The 23,040-nt window shown below is 70.0% G+C and carries 22 protein-coding genes; 5 read left to right on the forward strand and 17 right to left on the reverse strand.

Features of this window, described 5'->3' with window-relative positions:
- Positions 1–158 precede the first annotated feature (158 nt).
- Together G361_RS0128885 and G361_RS0128890 are read right to left on the reverse strand one after the other, a co-directional pair.
- Entirely contained in the window at positions 159–1,376 is a 1,218-nt protein-coding gene (locus G361_RS0128885; RefSeq protein WP_026343628.1) for an oxygenase MpaB family protein, read from the reverse strand.
- Positions 1,333–1,980 (reverse strand): TetR/AcrR family transcriptional regulator, encoded by a 648-nt coding sequence (locus tag G361_RS0128890; protein ID WP_019930616.1) that lies wholly within the window; start codon positions 1,978–1,980, stop codon positions 1,333–1,335. The genes G361_RS0128885 and G361_RS0128890 overlap by 44 nt, the downstream gene beginning before the upstream one ends.
- A gap of 236 nt (positions 1,981–2,216) precedes the next feature.
- On the opposite strand from G361_RS0128890, the gene G361_RS0128895 reads away from it, so the two are divergent.
- Positions 2,217–3,026, forward strand: coding sequence for an SAM-dependent methyltransferase (locus G361_RS0128895; RefSeq protein ID WP_026343629.1), 810 nt, complete (start codon positions 2,217–2,219; stop codon positions 3,024–3,026).
- 106 nt (positions 3,027–3,132) lie between these two features.
- Entirely contained in the window at positions 3,133–4,422 is a 1,290-nt protein-coding gene (locus tag G361_RS0128900) for a sensor domain-containing diguanylate cyclase (protein WP_019930618.1), read from the forward strand.
- A 12-nt stretch (positions 4,423–4,434) separates the two neighbouring features.
- Here G361_RS0128900 and G361_RS0128905 read toward each other — a convergent pair whose 3' ends face one another.
- The 10 genes from G361_RS0128905 to G361_RS0128950 form a co-directional block, all read right to left on the reverse strand.
- Positions 4,435–5,634: a GNAT family N-acetyltransferase gene (locus G361_RS0128905; protein ID WP_019930619.1), complete on the reverse strand. Its 1,200-nt coding sequence runs from the start codon at positions 5,632–5,634 to the stop codon at positions 4,435–4,437.
- Positions 5,635–5,682: 48 nt separating this feature from the next.
- Positions 5,683–6,477: an ABC transporter ATP-binding protein gene (locus tag G361_RS0128910; protein ID WP_019930620.1), complete on the reverse strand. Its 795-nt coding sequence runs from the start codon at positions 6,475–6,477 to the stop codon at positions 5,683–5,685.
- Entirely contained in the window at positions 6,474–7,370 is an 897-nt protein-coding gene (locus G361_RS0128915) for an ABC transporter ATP-binding protein (RefSeq protein WP_019930621.1), read from the reverse strand. The genes G361_RS0128910 and G361_RS0128915 overlap by 4 nt, the downstream gene beginning before the upstream one ends.
- Complete coding sequence (locus G361_RS0128920; protein WP_019930622.1) at positions 7,367–8,368, reverse strand: ABC transporter permease; 1,002 nt, start codon at positions 8,366–8,368, stop codon at positions 7,367–7,369. The genes G361_RS0128915 and G361_RS0128920 overlap by 4 nt, the downstream gene beginning before the upstream one ends.
- Complete coding sequence (locus G361_RS0128925) at positions 8,365–9,315, reverse strand: ABC transporter permease (protein WP_019930623.1); 951 nt, start codon at positions 9,313–9,315, stop codon at positions 8,365–8,367. Before G361_RS0128925 ends, G361_RS0128920 begins: the two co-directional genes overlap by 4 nt.
- Positions 9,316–9,325: 10 nt before the next feature.
- Positions 9,326–10,897 carry an ABC transporter substrate-binding protein gene (locus tag G361_RS0128930; RefSeq protein ID WP_019930624.1) on the reverse strand — a complete coding sequence of 524 codons (1,572 nt, stop codon included), beginning with the start codon at positions 10,895–10,897 and terminating at the stop codon, positions 9,326–9,328.
- Positions 10,898–10,907: 10 nt separating this feature from the next.
- Entirely contained in the window at positions 10,908–11,699 is a 792-nt protein-coding gene (locus tag G361_RS0128935; RefSeq protein ID WP_019930625.1) for an alpha/beta hydrolase, read from the reverse strand.
- Complete coding sequence (locus G361_RS0128940) at positions 11,692–12,978, reverse strand: O-acetylhomoserine aminocarboxypropyltransferase/cysteine synthase family protein (protein ID WP_019930626.1); 1,287 nt, start codon at positions 12,976–12,978, stop codon at positions 11,692–11,694. The genes G361_RS0128935 and G361_RS0128940 overlap by 8 nt, the downstream gene beginning before the upstream one ends.
- The gene (locus tag G361_RS0128945; protein ID WP_026343631.1) at positions 12,975–13,982 is read right to left on the reverse strand and encodes an isopenicillin N synthase family oxygenase; all 1,008 of its coding nucleotides are present in this window, start codon (positions 13,980–13,982) and stop codon (positions 12,975–12,977) included. Before G361_RS0128945 ends, G361_RS0128940 begins: the two co-directional genes overlap by 4 nt.
- A 120-nt stretch (positions 13,983–14,102) precedes the next feature.
- Positions 14,103–15,509 carry an MFS transporter gene (locus tag G361_RS0128950; RefSeq protein WP_052172881.1) on the reverse strand — a complete coding sequence of 469 codons (1,407 nt, stop codon included), beginning with the start codon at positions 15,507–15,509 and terminating at the stop codon, positions 14,103–14,105.
- Between the two features lie 143 nt (positions 15,510–15,652).
- On the opposite strand from G361_RS0128950, the gene G361_RS0128955 reads away from it, so the two are divergent.
- Positions 15,653–16,219 (forward strand): TetR/AcrR family transcriptional regulator, encoded by a 567-nt coding sequence (locus G361_RS0128955; RefSeq protein ID WP_026343632.1) that lies wholly within the window; start codon positions 15,653–15,655, stop codon positions 16,217–16,219.
- 65 nt (positions 16,220–16,284) lie between these two features.
- A complete protein-coding gene (locus tag G361_RS0128960) occupies positions 16,285–17,337 on the forward strand; it encodes an aminotransferase class V-fold PLP-dependent enzyme (protein WP_019930630.1) in 1,053 nt (350 codons plus the stop codon).
- Positions 17,338–17,358: 21 nt separating this feature from the next.
- Here the strand turns inward: G361_RS0128960 and G361_RS0128965 are convergent, their stop codons facing one another.
- The 4 genes from G361_RS0128965 to G361_RS0128980 form a co-directional block, all read right to left on the reverse strand.
- A complete protein-coding gene (locus tag G361_RS0128965) occupies positions 17,359–18,483 on the reverse strand; it encodes a Fic family protein (protein WP_196814656.1) in 1,125 nt (374 codons plus the stop codon).
- A gap of 85 nt (positions 18,484–18,568) precedes the next feature.
- Positions 18,569–19,042, reverse strand: coding sequence for a GNAT family N-acetyltransferase (locus G361_RS0128970; RefSeq protein WP_019930632.1), 474 nt, complete (start codon positions 19,040–19,042; stop codon positions 18,569–18,571).
- Positions 19,043–19,102: 60 nt separating this feature from the next.
- The gene (locus tag G361_RS0128975; protein ID WP_019930633.1) at positions 19,103–20,563 is read right to left on the reverse strand and encodes an aldehyde dehydrogenase family protein; all 1,461 of its coding nucleotides are present in this window, start codon (positions 20,561–20,563) and stop codon (positions 19,103–19,105) included.
- Between the two features lie 86 nt (positions 20,564–20,649).
- A complete protein-coding gene (locus tag G361_RS0128980) occupies positions 20,650–21,417 on the reverse strand; it encodes an IclR family transcriptional regulator (RefSeq protein ID WP_019930634.1) in 768 nt (255 codons plus the stop codon).
- Positions 21,418–21,575: 158 nt separating this feature from the next.
- Here G361_RS0128980 and G361_RS0128985 point away from each other — a divergent pair, with 158 nt between their 5' ends.
- Positions 21,576–22,751 carry a 4-hydroxybenzoate 3-monooxygenase gene (locus G361_RS0128985; protein ID WP_019930635.1) on the forward strand — a complete coding sequence of 392 codons (1,176 nt, stop codon included), beginning with the start codon at positions 21,576–21,578 and terminating at the stop codon, positions 22,749–22,751.
- Here G361_RS0128985 and G361_RS0128990 read toward each other — a convergent pair.
- Entirely contained in the window at positions 22,718–22,975 is a 258-nt protein-coding gene (locus tag G361_RS0128990; RefSeq protein WP_019930636.1) for an NAD-dependent epimerase/dehydratase family protein, read from the reverse strand. The two genes, G361_RS0128985 and G361_RS0128990, sit on opposite strands and share 34 nt — an antisense overlap.
- Positions 22,976–23,040: the final 65 nt, after the last annotated feature.

Here is a 23,040-nt window from a genome sequence, read left to right on the forward strand (position 1 = left end):
ATCGAGCTACATTGCGGTTCGGCCGGTTTCGGCGCACGAGACCGGCCAACTGCATGGTAGGCGCTCGAGCTCCGGTCCGGTGGCGGGTTGCCGGAACCGGTGACCTCGGCGGAAACGAGCGGCAAATTATCTCGCATCCGCCCAGCAACATCGACTCGTCAGGCGGCGGAGCGGACCGATTCGCCGATCACCGCCGGTCGGTCCCCGATCAGGGTGCGCAGGAACCGTTCCTGACGGCGGCGGCCGTGCAGCGCGGCGCGCGCCGGCCCGCCCGGCAGCATCCGGGTGATCGCGCTGCGGGCCAGATTCACCGGAATGCGCGCCAGCGGGTACCACGGCGGCACGGTCGCGGGCAGGCCCAGTTGCCGCATCGAGGTGGGGCCGAGGAACATACTCGCGATCGAGAGGTGCTGCGCCCGCGCGATCCGACCGCGCAGCCCGGCCAGATTCGGATAGTGCCAGCCCAGTGGATCGTCGGCCATCGGCATGGCCAGCTGCGCGCTGGTCTCGTCCGGATTCGTGATCGCGGTCATGCAGTGGTACAGGATGCGCACCGAATCCCGGAAACCGTCGGGCAGCCACTCGTCCCGCACCCCGATCAGCCAGCCCACGTACCGGGTCAGGTGGGCCGCGGCGGCCAGATCGCCGCGGGCCGGCACCACCCCCATCGGCATCGCGCCCAGGAACGGCGAGATGAGCGCACCGACCAGGGTGGCCGCCATATCCGTCTGGTTGATCGGCAGCCCCCATGCGGCGCTGTCCCAATCCGGTTGCGCCGCCACATGTTTGCGGACCAGCGCGTGGATCAGCCGCACCTGCATCGTCGCCCGGTAGCCGGGGCCGAGCGGCCGCATCCCCTCCTCGGAGGTGACGTCCAGGGCCCATTGCAGGGTCTCGGCGAACCGCTTGGCCGGTCCCTTCTCCAGCGCACCGGTGCGGATCAGCGTCTTGTTGAATCCGGAGGCCAGATAGCCACCGAGCAGTGCGACGTCGCGGGCGATGTACAACCCGTCGGTGCCGCCCATCCGGAAGACCTGCTCGGCGCGGCGGATGGTGGGCCAGTCCACCCAGTCCGGCGCCGTCTCGTACCGGCCGAAGAACTCCCGCAACGGTTCCGGCGCATCGGGAATCGACGAGATCCCTTCGCGCAGAGCGCGTTCGAACAGCGGGCGGGTGGTCGCCGGGCCGCCGGCGCGCTCGCCGGACATCCACTCGACCAGCCGGTCCATCGGCTCGTCGCCGACGAGCAGCGCCTCACCGAGCGCCTGCCATTCCCGCGGATCCGGCGTGCCGATGTTCAGCAGGACGGCGAAGGCCCGCAGGCCGGGCACCTTACGGGGCGTCGCGGGATGACGATGCGGGACGGGTGAATTCATCGGTGGTCTCCTTCGGGCCGATGCCGTGTTTCACCAGCGGCACGACGGCGGCGCGCACGAATTCCCGTGCGCGATCGTGATCCTTGAAGTCGACGCCGCCCCCGGGGGTGAGGAACAGCGAATGTGCCAGCCGGGCAAGGAGTTCGGCCACCGGACGCGGATCGTAGTCGTCGATCAGGCCGCGCTGCCGGGTCAGTTCGAGGACGGCGACGATGTAGTCGACACCCTGCCGGATCATCTCCTCGCCGCGCACGGTGTAGAAGCTCATCGCCTCGTCGGGGGCGACGTTGAGCAACTGGGTCACCAGCGGATGGCTGCGGGTGGTGCGCAACACGTACAGGACGGCGGCCTCGATCTGGGCGTCGACGCCCTCGGTCGTGGTGACGACCGTGGTCACCTCGGCGAGCATGCGCCGGGTCTCCCGGGCCAGCGTGGCCTCGACCAGATTGTCCTTACCCGCGAAACGGCGATAGATGGTGATGCGATTGAGCCCGGCGCGGCGCGCGATATCGTCGAGACTCGCGCGGCGGATACCCACTTGGAGAATGCGCTCCAAGGCCGCGTCCATGATTCGTTCATCCACATCGTCGCGATCCGTCCCCATATGAAACAATGTACGATCATTTGTTTCATCGTGTCAACGAATCAGTGGGAACCCGGCCACCGCCCGGCAGCGCCGGCGAGCGCCGCACGCGCCGGTTTCCCCTGGTAGCGGACAAGATCGACGTCCGGCGCCGATGAGACTAATATCCGCTGGTATACCCGTGCCGCCGATTCGGCGCACGCCGGGTGGCCGCTCGGGCGGAGACTCGGAAATACAAGCGCAAGAGGGGTTTTCGCGTGGACAGACCGGCATGGGCACCCGACGGTGTGGACATGACGCGGGCCAGCCCGGCCCGGATGTACGACGCGTTGCTGGGTGGTTCGCACAACTTCGAGATCGATCGGCTCGTCGCGGAACAGGCCAAGAAACTCGTCCCGGATCTGCCACGGCTGGCGCTGAGCAACCGGGCCTTCCTGCGCCGGGTGGTCCGCTTCCTCGCCGACTCGGGTATCCGGCAGTTCCTCGACATCGGTTCCGGCATCCCGACCGCCGGCAATGTGCACGAGATCGTGCAGTCGATCGATCCCGGCATCCGGGTGCTCTACGCCGACATCGATCCGGTGGCGGTCACGCATTCGCGCACCATCCTCGCGAACGTGCCGGGGGCGGACGCGATCCAGGCCGATCTGCGCAAGCCGGAGGAACTGCTCGCCACGGCCGCCGGCACCGGCCTGATCGATGTCGGCGAGCCGATCGGGCTGCTGCTGATCGCGGTGCTGCACCTGCTCCAGGACGACGAGCGGCCCGCCGAACGGGTCGCGGCGCTGCGGGCCGCGCTGCCGGTGGGCAGCTACGTGGCCATCTCGCATCTGACCTCCGCGCTGCGCCCCGACGACGCGGCGCTGCTGGGTGACCACTCCGCCAACACGAGTCACGTCGGCATCCGCTTCCGCGACCGCGCGGCCATCACCGCGATGTTCGACGGCTGGGAGATGATCGAGCCCGGTGTGGTGGAGTTGCCGCAGTGGCGGCCGGAATCCGACCGCGATCTGCACGAGGCCCCCGGACGCTCCCTCGGTCTGGCGGGGGTGGGACGCAGGATCTGAGCGCGCCGGCGGGTGCGGGGGCGCCGCGGCAGCTGCCGAGCCGGGCGCGCACACTCGCCGGAACAGGAACTATGTCGAGGATCGACGATACGGCAGGGGTGTAGCTGTGGGTTCGCACGAGTTGGGGGTGCGCTGGGCCGACGCGCTCGACGGCGTGGTCGCACCCACCCTCACGCGAACCCGGATCGAGGCGCTGCTGGCCGGGCTCGGCGAGCAACTGCTGGCGGTCCTGCGCGGCACGGCCGAGCCGGGCGTGGCGCGGGCGGCCGCGTCCGCGCTGGTCGAGGCCAACTATCGGGACGCGACCGCGGTGAGCCGCTCGATCGCGGTGATCTGCCGCGACATGGTCGACGCCGCCTGCCCGGACCGGGCCGGACCGGAATACGAGCGGGTGCGGCAGCGCGCGATCGACGCGGCGAGCGAATTCGCCGCGGGTTTCACCGCGGCGCTGCGCTCCGCCGCACTGGCCGAGCAGGAGAGCACCCTCGCGGCGGCGCTGGCCGCCGTGCGCGAGGCGCAGTCCCAGCGCCAGCTGTCGGAGGCGCGGTTCGCCGCGGTGTTCGCCGGGGCCTCGGTGGGTATCGGCACCATCGACGCCGAGACCGGGCGGGTCCTGGACGTGAACGCGGCCTTCGCCGAGATGCTCGGCGTCCCGCAGGACCGCATCCCCGGTCACACCGTGCTGGAGATTCTCGGCGCCGACAACATCGGCCCCGCGTACGACCGGTTCCGGCTGCTGTTGCTCGGCGAGGTCGACCGGTTCCGGATGGAGACCCACACCATCCGGCCCGACGGCAGCCACACCGATATCGACCTGTCGATGTCGGTGGTACGCGATGCCGACGGACGGGTGCGGTTCCTGATCGGCGTCGCGGTCGACATCACCGAGCGCAAGGCCCTCGCCGACCGGCTGTGGCACGACGCCCACCACGACAATCTCACCGGCCTGGCCAATCGGGTCCTGTTCTTCGACCGGCTCGCCCATGTCACCGGCCCGATCGGGCTGTGCTATCTGGATCTGGACCGGTTCAAGGCGATCAACGACGCGCACGGCCACACCGTCGGCGACCGCGTCCTGCGTACGGTGGCCGAACGGCTGCGCGACGCCGCCGCGCCGGAGGGGCTCGCCGCCCGTATCGGTGGCGACGAATTCATCGTGCTGATCGAGGACTGCACCGGCCCGCGGCAACTGGCCGAAGTCACCGATCGCCTCCTCGCCGCCGTCTCCCAGCCGATAGTCGTAGCCGGCGAACCGGTTTCGATCGGGGCCAGCGTCGGCACCACCCTGGTCGACCGGCGCCCACAGGATATCGACGCGCTCATGCACACGGTGGACTCGGCGATGTACCGGGACAAGGCGATCCGGCCCCGGGACCTGCCGGATCGGCCGCGCTGAGCCGGCCGCGGTTCAGAAGAACGTGCCGCCGAACGGCTGAATGCCGGTGGCGAACAACGTATCCGCGGCATCGACCGCACCCGGGCGATGTTCGTGGACGCGGCCCGCGAGCGCCAGTTGCCGCCAGGCGGTGCCACCGAGGTACACGGCGGCCAGGGCCGCGACATCGAGGCTCAGATCGGCCGGATCGCCGGTGGGGACGGCTCCCTCGGCCGAGATCCGGTAGTGGCCGGAGTTGGCGGGCAGGATCGAATCGGTGACCGCCACGACCACCGGCGTACCCCCGCGGTAGGTGCGGCGATCCAGCGCCGCGGGCACATCCACCAACCGCAGCCACGTCTCGTCGGCGACCCCGGTGACCGTGACCGCGCGCTCGTCGGTGAACAGATGCCGCAACGGACTGTCCAGCGGGGTGAAGGTGACGATCAGCCGATCGAGGATGTCGTGGGACAGCAGATGCCGCACCAGCCCGTGGAAGGCGGCAGGTGTGGTCGCCACGAAATCGTCCACCACCACCGTGCGCCGCGGTTGCCGCGGCCAGCCGTCGGTATCGGCGGCCCGATAGCGCAGGAAACCGTCCTCGGCGCCGGGTTCACCGTGCACCACGGTCCATCCGCCACCGGCCGCGACCGATTCCTGTAACCGCCACCAGTATTCGGGACGATCGATCGCACCGGTCCACGAGAAGCCCTCGGTGGCATAGATCTTCGGCAGCGCCGCCCAGCGCGCCGCGGGGTCGAGGTAGCGGACCGGTCCGCCGTCGGGCACGGTGTCGCGCAGCCGGGCACGCCGGAGATCCACCTCGACCGTGGCGGACGAGGTGGCCACGCCGTACCCGAACCGCTCGTAGATACCACCCTGGGTCGCACGCAGGCTCGCCACGACCTCGCCGCGAGCGGCCACCTCGGTCAGCTGATGCCGCAACAGCGCGCTGACCACGCCGCGCCGGGTGTGCGTCGGCAGGACCCCGACATGGGTGACCGCCGCATGCGAAACCCACTGCCCGCCCGGCACCGCCAGCCGGCTGGTGTAGGAATCGGCCCCGCCCACGAGTTCCCCGTCGAGCCGCGCGCCGAGGGTGCGACCGGGTTCGACGAGGCTGTCGGCCACCTCCGCCGGCACCGGCGGCAGGCCGACCATCGCGGTCCGGAATATCGCCCCGGCGGCCCGCACCTCGGCGGGATCGGTCAGGGTGTCGATCTCGATCGTCACCGGTTCGTCTCCTCGGTCTCGGACGGAAACTGTGCGCCGCACATCGCATCACCCCGGCAGCGTCGGCACCGCGCGCAGCAACTTTCGCGTGTAGGGATGCTGTGGATCGTCGAGAACGGTTGCGGTCGAGCCGGATTCGACCATCGTCCCATCCTTCAGCACGAGCAGTTCGGCACACAACTGCTGCACGACCCCGATATCGTGCGACACCAGGATCAGCGACAGGCCGAAGCGCGCCGCGAGATCGCGGACCAGTTCGATGATCTGGGCCCGGACCGAGGCGTCCAGCGCGGAGAAGGGTTCGTCGCCGACGAGGACCGCCGGCTGCGGGGCCAGGGCGCGGGCGATCGCGATGCGCTGCCGCTGGCCGCCGGAGAATTCGTGCGGATAACGCTCGGCCGCATCGGGTTCCAGGCCGACGGCGGTGAGCAGTTCGGCGATGCGGGCATCGTGGTCACCCGGGATGCGCAGGCATTCCAGGGGTTCGGCGATCGAATCGCGCACCGTACCGCGCGGATCCAGCGAGTCCAGCGGATCCTGCAACACCACTTGCACATCGCGGCGGAACCAGCGCAGGTCACGACCGGCCACCACGCGGCCGCGGTAGCGGACCGTCCCCGCGTCGGCCGGTTCCAGCGCCAGCAGCAGGCGCAGCAGGGTCGACTTCCCGGAACCGGACTCGCCGACGATGCCCAGCCGGCCACCCTCGGGCAGGTCGAAACCGACCTCACGCACGGCATGCCGGATCTGCGGGCGTTCCCACAGGCCCCGCCGGGGCAAGCGGTAGCTGCGGGTGAGGCCGGTGGCTGTCAGCAGCGGGGGTACCTCCCCGTCGGTGGTCATCGGGTTCCCTCCGTCGAGTCCGAGCGGACCGGATTCGCGGCCTCGGCAGCCGGATTCGGAGCCCCGGCAGTCGGGGGCGCGGGCTCGGGGTCCCCGGCGGAGTGGGTCGCGGCAGGGCCGCGGAAGGCGGCGGCGCGGGCCAGGTCCAGAAGTGTTCGGGTGTAAGGGTGTTGCGGGTCGTGCAGGATCCGGTCCAGGGGGCCGTATTCCAGGACCCGGCCGTCGCCGAGGACCAGCACGCGCTGCACCACCTGGGCCAGCACCGCCAGATCGTGGGTCACGAACAGCAGGGCGGTGCCCTGTTCGGCGACGAGATCGGCCAGCAGCGCGAGGATGTCGGCCTGCACGGTGACGTCCAGCGCGGTGGTCGGTTCGTCGGCGAGCAGCAACGCGGGCCGGGAGGCGACGGCCATCGCGATACCCACCCGCTGCCGCTGGCCGCCGGACAGCTGATGCGGATAGGCGCGCACCAGCACCTCCGGATCGGGCAGACCCACCTTCGCGGCCAGCGAAACCGCCTCGGCCAGAGCCTCTCTGCGGGACAGCCCGCGATGCCGGCGCAACGGCTCGGCGATCTGCTTGCCCACGCGCATCAGCGGATTCAGCGCCGACAGCGGTTCCTGGAAGACCATGGCGATGCGGTTGCCGCGGATCCGCGACAGCTCCCGGTCGCCGCGGCCGAGCAGTTCGGCGCCGTCCAGGCGGACGCTGCCGGACACCTCGGCCTCGTCCGGCAGCAGGCCCAGAATCGCCAGGGCCGTCAGCGTTTTCCCGGATCCGGACTCGCCGATCAGGCCGAGGCGCTCCCCGGCGTCGAGCTCGAATCCGACGTCGTCGACGACCGTCCGGCCGCCGAGGCGCACGGTCAGGTCCGCTACCCGCAGCAGTGTCACGCGGAACTCCCGGCGTCGGCGGCGCGGCGCTCGGTGGCGACCACGTCGGACTCGGCGATCACGGCGCCGACCGCCAGGGGCGATCCGGCACCCCCACGCCGGCCGATCCGGCCCTGCCGCAGTCGCGGATCGGTGGCATCGCGCAGGGCGTCCCCGAGCAGGTTGAGGCCCAGCACCGTCAGGGCGACGGCCAGGCCGGGCCACACCACCAGCAGCGGCCGGGCCGAGATGTAGGCCTGTTGTTCGTGCAGCAGCCCACCCCACGACGGGGTCGACGGTGAACTGCCGTAGCCGAGGTAGGTGAGCGCGGCCTCGGTCAGCACCGACACCGCCATCACCAGCGACAGCTGCACGATGAGGGTGGGAGCGATATTGGGCAGCAGATGTTTTCGCACGATCCGCGGCGTCGAGGCGCCCGCGGCGCGGGCCGCCAGCACGAAATCCGCGGCCAGCACCCGCGCGATCTCCCCGCGCGACACCCGCGCCACCGCCACCCCGGCGCTGATCCCGATCGCGGCGAGCACCGTGGCCAGTGAGCTGCCGTAGACCGCGGCCAGCACCATCGCCAGCAGCAGCGCCGGGAACGCGATCATCAGATCGATCGCCTGCGCCACCACCGCGCCGAGGCGGCGCGGGGCGAGTGCGGCCGTGATACCCAGGGCCAGGCCGATGATCGCGGCGAGCAGCGCCGAACCGGCGGCGACGACCAGGGTTTCGCGACTGCCCGCCAGCAGTTCGCTGAACTGGTCCCGGCCCACCCGGTCGGTGCCCAGCACATGTCCGCGCTGAAAGGGCAACAGCCAGGCCGCATGTGGATCGGTGGCCTGCGGATCGAACGGCGTCCACCACACCGAGACGAGCGCGGCGACCACCAGGATCACCACCACCGCCAGGCCGAACACCCCGGCCGGCCGGCGCACCAGCGCCCGCAGCACCGTGCGCAGCGCTCGGCCGCGCCGTCGCCACGCGGCGACCCGGCGGGGGCCGAACCCGCTCACCGCGCGGCCCCGAGGCGCGGATCGATCAGCCGATGGGCGATGTCGACGAGAAATCCGATGATCGTGATGGCGGCGACGAGCAGCAGCATCTCGCCCTGCACCTTCACCAGATCACGGTTGCCGACGTCGGCCACCAGCATGTTGCCGACGCCGGGCAGGGTGAACACCGTCTCCACCACCACTCCCCCGACCAGCAGCGTCGCGACCTGCAGACCCAGGATCGAGACCACAGGCAGCGCGGCATTGCGGAAACCGTGCCGCAGCAACGCCTGTCCGCGGGTGAGACCCTTCGATCGCGCGGTGCGCAGGAAGTCCGCGTGCAGCACACCCAGCACCGCCGACCGCACGAACCGCAGCAGCACCGCGCCCTCGGTCAGGCCCAGGGCGAGGCACGGCAGCACCAGACTGCGGATCGCCTGCCCCGGATGCGCCCAGCCGTCCACCGGGAACCCTTGCGCGGGCAGCCATTTCAGCTCGACCGCGAAGACCGTGATCAGCAGCAGCGCCAGCCACAGCCCGGGGATCGCGATACCCAGCTGCGACAGTGCCGACAGCGCACCGCCGGCGACGGTGCGGTTGCGCATCGCCGCCCAGGTGCCCAGCGGCACGGCCAGACTCAGCGACACCGCGATCGCGCCGATCACCAGCGGACCGGAAACCTCCAGCTTCCGGCCCAGTTCGGCGCTCACCGAGGTGCCGTTGAGCTGGGATCGGCCGAAATCACCGTGCACCACACCGCCGATCCACGACAGGTACTGCATCGGCAGCGGCCGATCGAGCCCCAGATCCGCTCGCAGCGCGGCCAATTGGGCCGGGCTGTAGTTGATACCGCCGATGGTGGCGGCCACATCGCCGGGCAGCAGCCGCAGCAACGCGAACACCACGACGCTGGCCACCGCCAGCGACACCACCAGCAACCCCGTGCGGCGCAACAGGAATACGGTCACGACGGCAGTATCACTTGCCGACCGCGAGCGTGCTCAGATCGAACCGGTTGCTGGTCTCGGCCTGCGGTACCCCGTAGACCCCGTTGCGCACCACGGTCGTGGTCTCCACCAGCAGCAGCCAATCCGTGGCGGCGTCCTGCGAGATCTGCCGGGCCACGTTCTTCAGCAGCGTGTCCCGTTCGGCGTCGGAGGCGGCGGTGCGGGCCTGGGCGTACCACTGCTGCACCTGCTTGTTGTCGTAACCGAAGTAGTAGGTGGGCTTGGTGTAGTTGTCCAGATCGTGCGGCTCGGCATGGTCGACCAGGCTGAGCTGGAAGTCCTTGTTGGTGTACACCTTCTGCAGCCAGGTCTGGAACTCCACCTGCCGCACCACGAGCGTGACGCCGACCTTCTTCAGATCCGAGACCAGCACATCGGTGACCGACGGCGGATAGATGTTGGGCACGTCGAGGGTCAGTTGCAGCCCGTTGGCGAAACCGGCGGCGGCGAGCAGTTTCTTCGCGTTGTCCGGGTTGTAGGCGTCGATGCCGGTGAGGTCCTCGTACCAGGGATCCTGCGGCGGCACGTCACTGCCGATCACCACGCCGGCGCCGTAGGTCTGCACCGCCGACTTCTTGTCGATGGCCTGCCGGATCGCGTGCCGCACATCGGGATTGGTGAACGGCGCCTGCGAGCCGTTGAACGCGAGGACGAACTTGTCCGTGGTGGTGCCGCGCAGCACCGTGAATTTGCCGTTGCCTGTGAACGGTTGCAGCAGGGTCGGATCGGCGGCCACCTGGATATCGGTCTGCCCGGTGGATTCCGCGTTGTTCGCCGCGTTGGGGTCCTTGATGTAGTGGAACACCACCTTCGCGACCTTCGGCTTCGCGCCCGCGTAGGAATCGTCGCGCTGCAACGTGATCGAGGAGCCCCGGTTCCACTGGGTCAGCCGGAAGGGGCCGGACCCGTTCTCCGCACCGTCCAGGGTGGCGAAGTCGGTGCCCTGCTTGTAGACGATGCCGCCGCGACCGGCGAGCGACCACAGCAGCTGGGTGTCGCGCTGCTTCAGGGTGAGCCGGACGGTCGCGGGATCGGGCGCGGTGACCTCGGCGACGGAGCTGAAGTTGGCCGCGCGCACCGATTTCGAGCCGGGCGCGATCTGCTGGTTCAGCGACCAGACCGCGTCCGCGGCGGTCAGCGGGGACCCGTCGTGGAATTTCGCGCCGGGCGCCAGATGGAAGGTGTAGGACAGCCCGTCCGGCGCGACCTCCCACGCGCTCGCCAGGCCGGGGACGATCTTGTCCTTGGCATTGGTGTCGATGCTCAGCAAGCTCCGATAGACGTTGTCCAGCAACAGCTGTTCCAGGGCGGTGCCCGCGGTGCCGAAGATGTTGAGGCTGGTCGGTTCCAGCGTCAGGCGGACGTTGACCGTGGCCCCGGTGTCGAGTTCGGTGTCCGGCGGCGTCGCCGCCTGACTGGTCTGCGCGACGGTGCCCGGGCCGGTGTCGCCGCCGGTACCGCAGCCCGCGAGGGCGAGGCAGGCCAGCAGCGCGGTGGCGGCGGCCGCGGCCGCCGCCACCGGATTCCGGTGTGCGCGTGTCATCGTGGATCCTTTACAGCTGCTCGTCGATGAAGGCCACCACGGCACGGTAGACCTCGTCGCGGTCGATTTCGTTGAGGATGTTGTGCCGATCCTCCGGGAAGATCGCGGCGCGGGCATCCGGAAGCGCCGCCACGGCCTGCCGGACCCCGGCGACCGGGGCCATATCGTCGTCCTCGCCGTGCACGAACAGCACGGGCAGCGTGAGTGCGCCGAGGGCCGTGGGGATCCGGGGCGCGACCTCGCCGAGCGCGCCGAGCGTCTGCAAGCGCAGGCCACCCTGCCAGGTCAGCGGATCTTCGCGAATCTGCTGCGCGTAGGCGGGATTTCGCACCATCTCGCTCGGATCCCGGCGCAGCTCCCAGGGATCGGTGCCCGCGGCCAGCACCTTCAGCACCCAGCTTTCCCCGGCGACGACCAGCGAGGACCCGGCCAGCACCAGAGCCGTTGCGGGCACCTGACGTTCGGCGACGAGCAGCGTGGACACCAACGCGCCCAGGGAATGTCCGGCCACGATCAGCGGTAGTTCCGGATGTTGCCGCCGCGCCAGCCCGATCAGGGTCGCGGCGTCGGTGACCAGATCATCCACCGACGTGATCAGTACGCGCTCGCCCGCACTGCGGCCGTGCCCGGCGTGATCCGCGGCCCAGAACGCGAATCCGGCGTCCCGCAACGCCGCCGCGAACGGCTCGTAGCTGCCGATGTGCTCCCCGAGACCGTGGAAGAACACCACCAGGGCCCGCGGCCGCGGCGGCTCCCAGCGCTGATGGTGCACGGTTCCGGTCGTGCCGGCGAATTCAGCCACCCAATCCCTCTTCCAGATCCGCGATCAGATCGCGTGTCCCTTCCAGGCCCGCCGACAGGCGCACCAGACCGGGGGTCACCCCGCTGTCGAGCTGCTGCCGGGCGTCCAGCTGCGCATGTGTGGTCGACGCCGGATGGATCACCAGACTGCGCACATCGCCGATATTGGCGAGATGGCTGAACAGGCGCAACCGGTCCACCAACCGGCGGCCCGCGGCCAGCCCGCCGGTCAGCTCGAAGGCCAGCACGCCGCCCGCGCCCTGCGGCAGATACCGTTTCGCGGCCGCGTGCCAGCGGCTCGACGGCAGCCCGGCGTAGTGCACCCGCTCGACCTCCGGCCGGGTGGACAGCCATTCCGCGATCGCGAACGCGTTCTCGCTGTGCCGGGCCACCCGCAGCGACAGCGTCTCCAGCCCGTGCAGCAACAGGAAACTGTTGAACGGCGATACCGCCGGGCCGAGATCGCGAAGCAGCCTGGTACGCAACCGGGTCAGATAGCCGAGCGCACCGAACTCGGCGCCGAAGACCAGACCCCGATAGCTCGGGTCCGGGGTGTTCAGTTGCGGCCAGCGCCGCGGCTCGGCGCCGAAATCGAAACGGCCGCTGTCGATCACGGCGCCGCCGATGGCGGTGCCGTGCCCGGAGAGGAATTTCGTGGTCGAATGCACCACGATGTCGGCATCGTGCTCGATCGGGCGCAGCAGATACGGTGTGGGAACGGTGTTGTCGACCACCAGCGGGATCCCGGCGGCATGCGCGATCTCGGCGACCGCGGCCACGTCGAGCACGTTGCCGAGCGGATTGCCCACGGTTTCGGCGAACAGCGCCTTGGTGTTCGGGCGGATCGCCGACCGCCACCGCGCCGGATCGTCGGGATCGTGCACGAAATCGACGGTGACGCCGAGATCGGCGAAGGTGTAGGCGAGCAGGTTGTAGGTGCCGCCGTAAAGCGTTGCGGCCGCGACGATGTGGTCACCGGCGCGCGCGATCGTCAACAGCGCCAGCGATACCGCCGCCTGCCCGCTGGCCACCGCCACCGCACCCACCCCGCCCTCCAGCGCGGCCAGCCGGGCCTCGGCGACCGCGGTGGTCGGATTCGACACCCGGGTGTAGGCGTGGGTCTCCGGGTCGCGCAACGCGAAGGTCCGCGCGGCGTGCTCGGCGTCGTGGAAGACGTACGAGGTGGTCTGGTAGACCGGCGTGGCCCGCGCACCCGTGGCCGGATCCGGTTGTGCCCCACTGTGAATCTGCCGCGTCTCGAAAGACCAATCCTCCGTCAAGACTGCTCCGGCACATCGGACCACCAGCGCTGGGCCACCTTCGGATGCGAACGCAGCCAGCCGATCAGGGCGTTCTCCCCGTAGGCGGCCAGCAGCGGATTGTCCGCCTCGTCGCTGATGCCACGGGCCAGCGGCGCGAGATCCGCTGGGAGCGTGAGCGGTTCGACCACCGCGTCCAGCCGGGGGCCGAGGAAGAACGGCACCGAGTACCGGTCCACGCCCGGCGCCGGGCTGACCACCCGATGCCGGGTCGCGATCAGATAGCCCCGCGTGGCGATCTCGAGCATCTCACCGATGTTGAACACGAAACTGCCCGGCACCGGCGTCGCGTCGATCCACCCGTCCGGGCCCTGCACCTGCAAACCGCCGACCTCGTCCTGTTGCAGCAGGGCGAGATAGCCGTAGTCCTTGTGCGCGCCGACCCCCTGGTCCGAATCGCCGGTGTCACGACCCGGATAGTGGATGATCTTCACGTGGGTGGACGCCTGCTCGTCGAACCAGGCGTCGAAATAGCCCTCGTCCTGGCCGAGCGCAACGGACAAGGCGCGCAACACCTCCCGGCTCACCCGCAGCGCCTCGGCCTGCCAGGCCAGCGTGGTCTCGCGCAGCCGCGGCAGTTGCGCCGGCCATTGGTTGGGACCGATCAGCCGGGTCCAGGCGGGGGCCCCGGGCACCGGTGCGAGCACCTCGCGCTCGGGTCCGATGTCGATCTGCTCCCGGCGGTCCGGGGCGCCGGCGGTGTATTCGTGCCCGGTGCTGGTGTATCCGCGGAACTGCGGTGAGTGGATGTTCGAGATCTCCAGGCGCTGCGCGGCCGGTAGCGCGAAGAACTGCCGGGCCACGTCGAAGATCCCGGCGGTCAGCTCGTCCGGTACGCCGTGGCCGACGACATAGAAGAAGCCGATCTCGTGCGCGGCGTGCCGCAGGTCGTCGAGGAATGCCGCCCGGTCGGCGGCGGACCCCCGGAACCGGGAGATATCGATCAACGGCAAGCGGGCAGTCACTCTTCCGGATAGTAGGCGCATCGGGTTACGGGCAGGCCCCTTTGATTCACGGTGAGTCGATTCGCGGACGACCGGACCCGCCGTGCCCGCAGGCGCGGCGGGTCCGATCGGGGCCGGCGCTCAGTTCGCCGGTCGCCGGAAGGTGGTCGCGATCAGCAGGGTGAGTACCCCGACGACCGCCGAACCGGCGAACGCGGCGGTCACGCCCTCGGTCAGCACGTGATGTGCCGAACCGGTGGCGTGCCGGGTCGCGGTGCCGAACACCGTGACCAGGATGGCCAGTCCGAGCGCGGATCCGGTCTGCTGCAACGTCTGTAGCGCACCGCCGGCCGCACCGGCCTCGGCGGGCGGCACATTCGCCATGATCAGCACGTTCAACGGGGAGAAGGCCAGGCCGATCCCGATACCGATCACCGTCGTCGCCACGAAGATCAGTGGGAAATACGCGGTGTCGGTGCCGAGGAAGGTCAGCAGCACCAGCGCGCCGGTCATCAGGACGGTGCCGGTCATGGTCATCACCTTCGGCCCCAGCCGCGGCAGCAGCCGCGGGATCAGGCGCACCAGGGTGAACATCGTCACCGCCGTCGGCAGGAACGCGAAACCCGTTGTCAGCGAGCTCATTCCGCGTACCTCTTGCAGATATTGGGTGAGGAAGAAGAACATCGACATGCCCGCCATCGGACCGAGGAAGAAATTGGCGTAGGCGGCCGAGCGATTGCGGTCGGCGAACAGGTGCATCGGCAACAGCGGTTGCGCGGTACGGAATTCGATCGCCACGAAGGCCACGATCAGCAACGCCCCGGCCGCCAGCGAGATGTCGGTCACCGCGGCGGACCAGCCGTGCGCGGCGGCGTTGATGAATCCGTAGACCAGGGCGGCGACACCGCCGGTCGCGGTGAAGGCGCCGGGCAGATCCAGCCGGGCCGGCTGCCGCGGCGTCTCCGGCAGATACCGCAGCCCCGCCACCACCACCGCCGCGCCGATCGGCACGTTGATGAACAGCACGGACCGCCAGCCGAACCACTGCGTGAGCAGTCCGCCCACGATCAGACCGATCGCGAATCCGGCGCTGCCGATCGTGGAAAACCATGCCAGCGCACGGATTCGGGCCTTCGGTTCGCTGAATGTGGTGGTGAGGATCGCCAGGGTGCTGGGTCCGGCGAGCGCGCCGCCGATGCCCTGCACCACCCGCGCGACCAGCAGCCACGCCGCCGACGGCGCCAGCCCGCCGCCGAGCGAGGCCAGCGTGAACAGGGCGATGCCGAGCAGGAACAGCCGGCGTCTGCCGAACAGATCGCCGGCGCGGCCGCCGAGCAGCAACAACCCGCCGAACACCAGCGTGTAGGAGTTCATCACCCAGGACAGGCCGGTCGGACTGAAGTCCAGGTCGGACCGGATCCGCGGCAGTGCCACGTTCATGACGGTGATGTCGAGCATGATCATCAGCTGACCGCTGAGCAGCGTGGTCAGCACGACGCCGGGTCTAATTTGCCCGAATCGGGCGCGAACCGGCGTGTCGGAGGACACAGTAGTGGTAGTAGACAAGGATGCTCCATCGGTGAGGAACTAAGCGGAGAGACTCTCCGTTTCCGATGGAGATAGCATAGGGAGATGGCCTCCGCTTACGCAAGAGTAAACGGAGAGTCTGTCCGTTTCTAGTGGGAGGGTTCGTGGACGCACCGTCTCCAGGGCGGCCGATGCGCGCCGACGCGCGGCGCAACTACGAGCGCATCATCGAATGCGCCCGTCAGGCCTTCACCGAGCACGGGCCCGAGGCGCCCCTGGACGACATCGCGCGCCGCGCCTGCGTCGGCGCGGGCACGCTGTACCGCCACTTCCCCAACCGGGAGGCGCTCATCGAGGCCGTCTACCGCGCCCGGATCGAGCACCTGGCCGGTCGCGCCTTCGAGCTGATCGAGACCCTCGAGCCGATGAAGGCCCTGGAGCAGTGGCTGCACGACCAGGTCGCCTATGTGCTGAGCGAGCACAGCCTCGCGCTCACCCTGAAGGCCTCGATGGACCAGACCACCGAAACCTTCAACCTGTGCCGCACCATGATGACCGATGCGGCCGCGGCCGTGCTGATCCCGGCCCAGCAGGCCGGTCTGGTCCGCACCGACCTCGAACCCCGCGACCTGATCCGCCTGGGTCACGGCATCGCGACCGCGTGCGAGCACTCCCCCGAGGCCGCCCCCCGCCTGCTGTCGGTCGCGGTCAACGGCCTGCGCCCGGTCTGAGCTCCGGTCCAGCGACCCGCCGGTGGCTCTGGTGCCGCGGGTCCCGGCGGTTCGACACTGAGACCATGCAGCCCCTCGCACCCGGCGAATTCGCCCCCGACGCCACGTATCTCAACACCGCGAGCTACGGCCTGCCCCCGGCCCGGGTGCTCGCCGCGGTACGCGCGGTCACCGACGACTGGGCGGCCGGGCGGGCCGCGCCGAACGCGCACGACGACCGCGTGGATTCGGCCCGCGCGGCCTTCGCACGACTGCTGACCGGTGCGACCGCCGGCGATGTGGCGGTCGGCAGCACGGTGGCCGCCCTGATCGGCCCGGTCGCCGCGGCCCTGCCCGCCGGTGCGGAAGTACTGGTCGCCGCAGGCGATTTCGCCTCGGTACCGGGCCCGTTCCGCTACCGGGGCGACCTGTCGCTGCGCACCGTACCGCTCGAACGCCTCGCCGCCGAGGTACGCCCGCAGACCGCGCTGGTCGCCGCGAGCCTGGTCCAATCCGCCGACGGCCGCCTCCTCGACCTGGCCGAATTGCGCACGGCGACAAGAGCTCACGGCGCCCGCCTGCTGCTCGACGCCAGCCAGGCCGCCGGGTGGCTACCGCTGCATTTCGACGACGCCGACTACTGGGTCTGCGCCACCTTCAAATGGCTGCTCGGCGCTCGCAGCGTGACCTTCCTCGCCGCCGGCCCCGAGGCCACCGAAAGCCTGCGTCCCCTCGCCCCCGGCTGGTACGCCGCCGCCGACCGATGGTCGGAAATGTATGCGCCCCAACGTCTCGCCGCCACGATCCGCCGCCTCGACGACACTCCCGACTGGCTCGGCGTCACCGCCACCCTCGCCGGTCTGGACCTCGTGGAGCATCTGACGGTCGACGCCGTCCGCGCTCACGACCTCACCCTCGCCGACCACTTCCGCACGGGCCTGTCCGCCCTGTCCATCCCCGTCCTCCCCGCCCCCGGCTCCCCCATCGTCACCATCCCCGACGCGACCCGCCTCGCCCCACTGCTGTCCCCCGCGGGCATCGTCGCCACCGCGCGAAACGCCAACCTGCGCTTCTCCTTCCACCTCCACAACACCATCGACGATGTCGATCACGCTCTGAAGACTCTCGGTGGTGCGTGACCGGCCGACTTCGGGTGACGCTCAGTCGGCGTAGGGGTCGTCCAAGGTGACCGGAGTACGAGCGAGACTCAGGGCCGAGTCCGGGAACGAGTGACCGGCCACATAGAACCTGGCCCGGGTCCGCCCGACCGGTTCCAGGATCCCGCGTGACACGACTTCGCGGAGATCCCGCTGTGCCTGTTGCACACTCAGCGCCTCACCGTGTTCGTAGCGGGTCCGGCGGACCCGCCCGGACATCGCGACATCGTGTAGCGCGGTCACCAGGCGCTCGTCGAGTCCGGCCCCGGAAGTGAACTCCGTCAACGCATTCCACACCCGGCCGGACCGGACGAACCGCGCGTGCACCGTCTGGGCCTGCTGGTGATACGCCACCAGATTGAAGCGAATCCATTCGGAGACATCCTGATCCGGGCGATAGGTCGGCCCGCGACGGCCCAGCACCTGGTAGTACTCCCAGGTGTTACCGGGACGCCCGAGCCACGCCTCGATCGACGAGAACTCCGGCGCCAGAACACCTTCCCGCGCGATCATCAAGGTCTGGAGAGATCGGGACATCCGGCCGCTACCGTCGGACCACGGATGGATCGACACCAGATGCAGATGGGCCATCGCCGCCCGGATCAGCGGATGCGACCGGTCGTCACCGTTGAGCCAATCGACGAGCTCCGCCATCAACCCGGGCACGGAATCGGCCTCGGGCGCGGTGTAAGCCGCGATGCTCGGGTCACGCGCGGCGGTGACATAGACCGGACCGGGACGCCATTGCCCCGCGGGCCCGCGCTCGGTGTGCCGATGCCCCTGCAACATCCAGTGCAGGGCATTCAGCAGCCCCTTGCCGTACTCGAAATCCGCGACCGAGTGCAGGGTTTGGATATAGGTCATCATCTGCTGATATGCCAGGGTCTCCGCCCGGTTCTCCTCGGACACGTCGACATCGCGCTCCCCCGCCATCAGGTCCACGACATCGACGGTGGAAACCTTGAACCCCTCGATCGCATTGGAGGCCCCGACCGCATCCGCGGTCAGGAACCGGCGCAGGCCACCCGTCCACTTCGCGGGCCTGCCCTGTAGTTGATACCGCAGTCCGTCCCGCATACGATCCACGTCGGCCAGCACACGCTCGTCGGCAGCGGTCAGGGCAGGCATCGGAAATAGCATCTCTGCATAATACTATGACGCAATTATTACGTCATACGTTTCGCGCGCAAGCCTGCGGAGCCGCGAAATCCCTTCAGGCGAACCGCTTCTCGAAGCAGTGGGACAGGGGCAGGACCTCGTAGGGCGGGAAATGCGGGATGCGCTGGTATCCGTTGCGCTCGTAGAAGCGGACCGCTTCCGGTTGGAGGTGGCCGGTCTGGAGGATCAGGCGGGGCAGGGCGAGGGTGCGGGCGGTGTGTTCGGCGGCCTCGAGCAGGACCGCGGCGGTGCGGGAGCCGCGGTAGCGGGGGCGGACGAACATGCGCTTCAGTTCCAGGTCGCCGCCGTTCCAGCGGACGGCCGCGTGGCCGGCCGGGCCGTCGGCGTAGGCCAGGTAGGTGCGGACCACCGTGTCCGGGTCGACGTGGTTGGGGTTCACCGGGAGCTCACGCATCAGGCCGGCGTAGCGCGGGCCCACCTCGGCGGCCATCTCGCCGCGCAGCAGCACCGCGTCCGGGTGGTCCCACTCGACTTCCAGCACGGTCAGGTCGGTGGGCACACTCGTCATGGCCGCGACGGTAGCGCAGCGACATCGGGCCGACGAGGGTTGCGCTCAGCGGGATCCGGATCAGCCGGGGAACTGCGCGTGTTCGGTGGCGAGGGTGACCCAGCGGGTGTTCGAGAACGCCTCGATACCCCACCGGCCGCCGAAACGGCCGTAGCCGGAGGCCTTGAATCCGCCGAAGGGGGCCTGCGGTTCGTCGCCGACGGACTGGTCGTTGATGTGCACGATGCCGGTGCGCAGGCGGGCCGCGACCTTCAGGCCGTGCGTGCCGTTCTCGGTGATGATGCCCGCGGACAGGCCGTTCGCGGTGTCGTCGGCCAGCGCGATCGCCTCGTCGTCGGTGGCGAAGGTCTCGACCACCGAGACCGGGCCGAAGATCTCCGCCTGCGCGATCTCGGCGGTGGCGGGCACATTCGTCAGCACGGTGGCGGGGTGCAGGGCGCCGGTGGGCTCGCCGCCACCGGCCAGCACCGTCGCACCCCGCGCCACGGCGTCGGCGATCAGCGCCGAGACACGCTGGGCGGCAGCGGCGTTCACCAACGGACCGATCACGGTCGCCGGATCCTCGGGGCCGCCGGTGGGCAGGTTCGCGACCACCGCGGCGAGTTTCGCGGTGAACTCCGCCGCCAGCGATTCGTGCACCAGGATGCGGTCGGCGGACATGCAGATCTGGCCCGAATTGGCGAAGGTCGCGAAAACCGTTGCCCGGACGGCATAGTCGACATCGGCGTCGGCGAGGACCAGTACCGAGTTCTTACCGCCGAGTTCCAGGACGGCCGGCTTGAGGTGTTGTGCGGCAAGCGTTCCCACGATGCGGCCGACCGCGGTCGAGCCGGTGAAGTTGACCGCCCGGACCCGCTCGTCGGCGATCAGCGCCGCCACCACCGCGGGACCGTCGGCCGGCGCGTTGGTGACGACGTTCAGGACCCCCGCGGGCAGTCCGGCATCGCGCAGCACATCGGCGACGAACAGGCCGCTGGACAGGGGCGCGGCCTCACTGGGCTTGAGTACCACCGTATTTCCCGCGGCCAGCGGTGCGGCGACCGCGCGGGCCGACAGGATCAGCGGGGCGTTCCAGGGGGCGATCGCCGCGACCACGCCGACCGGCTCGCGCAGTGCCATACCCAGCACCCCGGGCTGCTGCGCGGTCAGCACCTCACCGCGCGGCGCGGTGATCGCGGCCGCCGCCTCACGGAAGACGTTGGCGGCCAAGCCGACATTGAAGTACGCCCAGCCGCGGGTGGCGGCGACCTCGCCGGCCATGGTGTCGGCGGCCGCCTCGATCCGCTGCTCCAGCAGATCCGCGGCGGTCAGGAAGATCGCGCGCCGCTCGAACGGGCCCAGCGCCGACCAGGATTCGAATTCGTGCGCCGCGGCATCGACGGCGGCGGTGACGTCGGCCGGTGCGGCCGCGGCGACCGTGACGAACCGAATTCCGGTGTGCGGGTTCACCACCTCGACGGTGCGGCCGGATCGCGCGGGGGTCTCCTTGCCGCCGATCAGCAGCTCACGGATGACGCTCATGCAGCGGAGCATGAACGGTCCGGGACGCCGAGCACCACCCGGGATCCATTCAATGGAAGGAAATTTCGCGACCTCGGCGGCCGGGATCAGCCGGTGGCGGCGAAACCCGGGGATTGGAGGGTGCGGGAGATGCCGCGGGCGGCGGCGAGCAGGGCGGGCAGGATCGAGCGCGCGGAGCCGTCCCGGGGGACGATCACCGACAGCGCCGCGACCACATGGTCACCGCGGCCGCGCAGCGGGGCCGCGACGGCGGTGGAGAGGTCGTCGATGAAGCCGTCGCAGTAGGCGTAGCCGGTGCGCCGGATCTCGCCGAGCAGGGTGCGCAGGGTGCGCGAATCGCCCGGGGTGCGTTCGGTGAAGGCGCGCAACGGGCCCGACAGGATCGACTCCTGGAGTTCGACCGGGCCGTACGCCAGCAGCACCAGTCCCGGCGAGGTGGCGTGCAGCGGCATCCGGCCGCCGAACCGGCTGACGTTGCGGACCGCACCCGGCGCCGACAACCGGTCGACATAGAGCACCTCACGATGGTGCAGCACACCGAGCTGGACGTGATGCCCGACGACGGCGTGCAGATCCTCCATATAGGGCATGGCCGCCTCGCGCAGGCCGAGGGTCGGGGACGCGCGCACCGCCAGTTCCCACATCCGCACCCCGATCCGGACCCGGCGGTCGGCGTCGCGACGCAACCAGCCGTATCCGACCAGCTCCCCGACCAGGCGCGACGCGGTCGCCGGCGGTAATCCGGCGCGCCGGGCCAGCTCGGTCACCGTGATCGCGGGGGTCTCCGTGTCGAACGCCTCGAAGATGCGCACGACCCGTTCCAGGACCGATTCACCGCTGGTCGACCTCGCCATGAATCAGTTCTACCAGCACAAACCGGCATTTTCACCCATTCAATGGAACAGTGGTGGTGGCCCGTGATCCCGGTACCGCATCCTCAGGAGGACCGGCGGGCGGCGTGTCGCGCGCCGGATTCCGGTACCCCATCCCGATCCGACGAGGAGTCACGCACATGCGAACCCGTGTGGCGATCATCGGCGCCGGCCCGGCCGGGCTGCTGCTGGCGCATCTGCTCGATGCCGCGGGCATCGACTCGGTGCTGATCGAACGGCAGAGCGCCGAGCATGTGGCCGCGCGCGTCCGCGCCGGAATCCTGGAGGCGGGCAGCGTCGATCTGCTGCGCCGCGCGGGACTCGGCACACGCCTGGACCGAGAAGGTATGGAACACCGCGGGATTCATCTGCAGTGGCCCGGCGAGCGGCACCATCTGGACTTCGTGGACCTGATCGGACGCTCGGTGTGGGTGTACGGGCAGACCGAGGTCACCAAGGATCTGCTGGCGGCCCGCGAACGCGCCGGACAGGCCGCGTTCTACCAGGCGACGGAGGTGACGCCGCACGAGATCGACGGCGAGCGACCGTATGTCGGCTTCGTCGACGCCGCCGGTCACCCGCGCCGCGTCGACGCCGAGATCGTGGTGGGCTGCGACGGTTACCACGGCCCGAGCAAGCAGGCGATCCCGGATGCGTTGCGGCACACCTGGGAACGGAACTACCCGTTCGCCTGGCTGGGGGTGCTCGCCGATGTGGAGCCGTCCACCGACGAACTGATCTACGCCTGGCATCCGGACGGTTTCGCGCTGCACAGTATGCGCTCGCACACGGTCAGCCGCTTCTACCTCCAGGTGACGCCCGACGAGGACATCGACCGGTGGAGCGACGACCGGATCTGGGACAACCTCGCCACCCGCTTCGCACTCGACGGCTGGACGCTGAAAACCGGTGTCATCACGGAGAAGAGCGTGCTGCCGATGCGCAGTTTCGTCACCACTCCGCTGCGGCACGGCCGGTTGTTCCTCGCCGGCGACGCCGGGCACATCGTGCCGCCCACCGGCGCCAAGGGCCTGAACCTGGCGATCGCCGACGTGGCCCTGCTGTCCCGCGCCCTGATCGCCTGGCTGCGCGACGGCGATACCGCCCCTGCCGCAGCGTATTCCGACACCGCGCTGGAACGGGTGTGGCGCTGCACCCATTTCTCGTGGTGGATGACCACGATGCTGCACCGGCACGGCGACGACTTCGACGCCCGGCTGCAACTGTCCCAGCTCCGGCGCGTCGTCGGATCACGCGCCGCCGCAACGGAACTCGCGGAGAACTACGCGGGACTGCCGATGCCCGGACTCGACTGAACCGCTCCCCACGCGCCCGCCGCCGCGGCCGCCGCGACGAAATCCTCGAACGAACGGGCCGCCCGGCCGAGGGCGCGCTCGACGCCGTCGGTGACCGCGCTGCCGGGACGGTGGTCGGCGTTGTCGCGGGCGGCGGTCCGCACCGAATACTGTGCGGCGCACAGACGATGGGCGATGCGGCGGCCGGTCGTACCGGTACCGCCGAGAATCAGGATGTCGGTCATGGAATCCACTCAACCGCGATCCGGTGAGACGATCCATGGGTTATGGTCCGCATTTCCTTTGTGAT

The organism is Nocardia sp. BMG111209, assembly GCF_000381925.1.
Lineage (GTDB): Bacteria > Actinomycetota > Actinomycetes > Mycobacteriales > Mycobacteriaceae > Nocardia.

Bases quoted from the DNA above. Each gene is read 5' to 3' on its own strand.
- G361_RS0128885 (WP_026343628.1), bottom strand. From the start codon at position 1,376: ATGAATTCACCCGTCCCGCATCGTCATCCCGCGACGCCCCGTAAGGTG.
- G361_RS0128890 (WP_019930616.1), bottom strand. From the start codon at position 1,980: ATGGGGACGGATCGCGACGATGTGGATGAACGAATCATGGACGCGGCC.
- G361_RS0128910 (WP_019930620.1), bottom strand. From the start codon at position 6,477: ATGACCACCGACGGGGAGGTACCCCCGCTGCTGACAGCCACCGGCCTC.
- G361_RS0128930 (WP_019930624.1), bottom strand. From the start codon at position 10,897: ATGACACGCGCACACCGGAATCCGGTGGCGGCGGCCGCGGCCGCCGCC.
- G361_RS0128960 (WP_019930630.1), top strand. From the start codon at position 16,285: ATGCAGCCCCTCGCACCCGGCGAATTCGCCCCCGACGCCACGTATCTC.
- G361_RS0128965 (WP_196814656.1), bottom strand. From the start codon at position 18,483: ATGCCTGCCCTGACCGCTGCCGACGAGCGTGTGCTGGCCGACGTGGAT.
- G361_RS0128970 (WP_019930632.1), bottom strand. From the start codon at position 19,042: ATGACGAGTGTGCCCACCGACCTGACCGTGCTGGAAGTCGAGTGGGAC.
- G361_RS0128975 (WP_019930633.1), bottom strand. From the start codon at position 20,563: ATGAGCGTCATCCGTGAGCTGCTGATCGGCGGCAAGGAGACCCCCGCG.
- G361_RS0128980 (WP_019930634.1), bottom strand. From the start codon at position 21,417: ATGGCGAGGTCGACCAGCGGTGAATCGGTCCTGGAACGGGTCGTGCGC.
- G361_RS0128985 (WP_019930635.1), top strand. From the start codon at position 21,576: ATGCGAACCCGTGTGGCGATCATCGGCGCCGGCCCGGCCGGGCTGCTG.
- G361_RS0128990 (WP_019930636.1), bottom strand. From the start codon at position 22,975: ATGACCGACATCCTGATTCTCGGCGGTACCGGTACGACCGGCCGCCGC.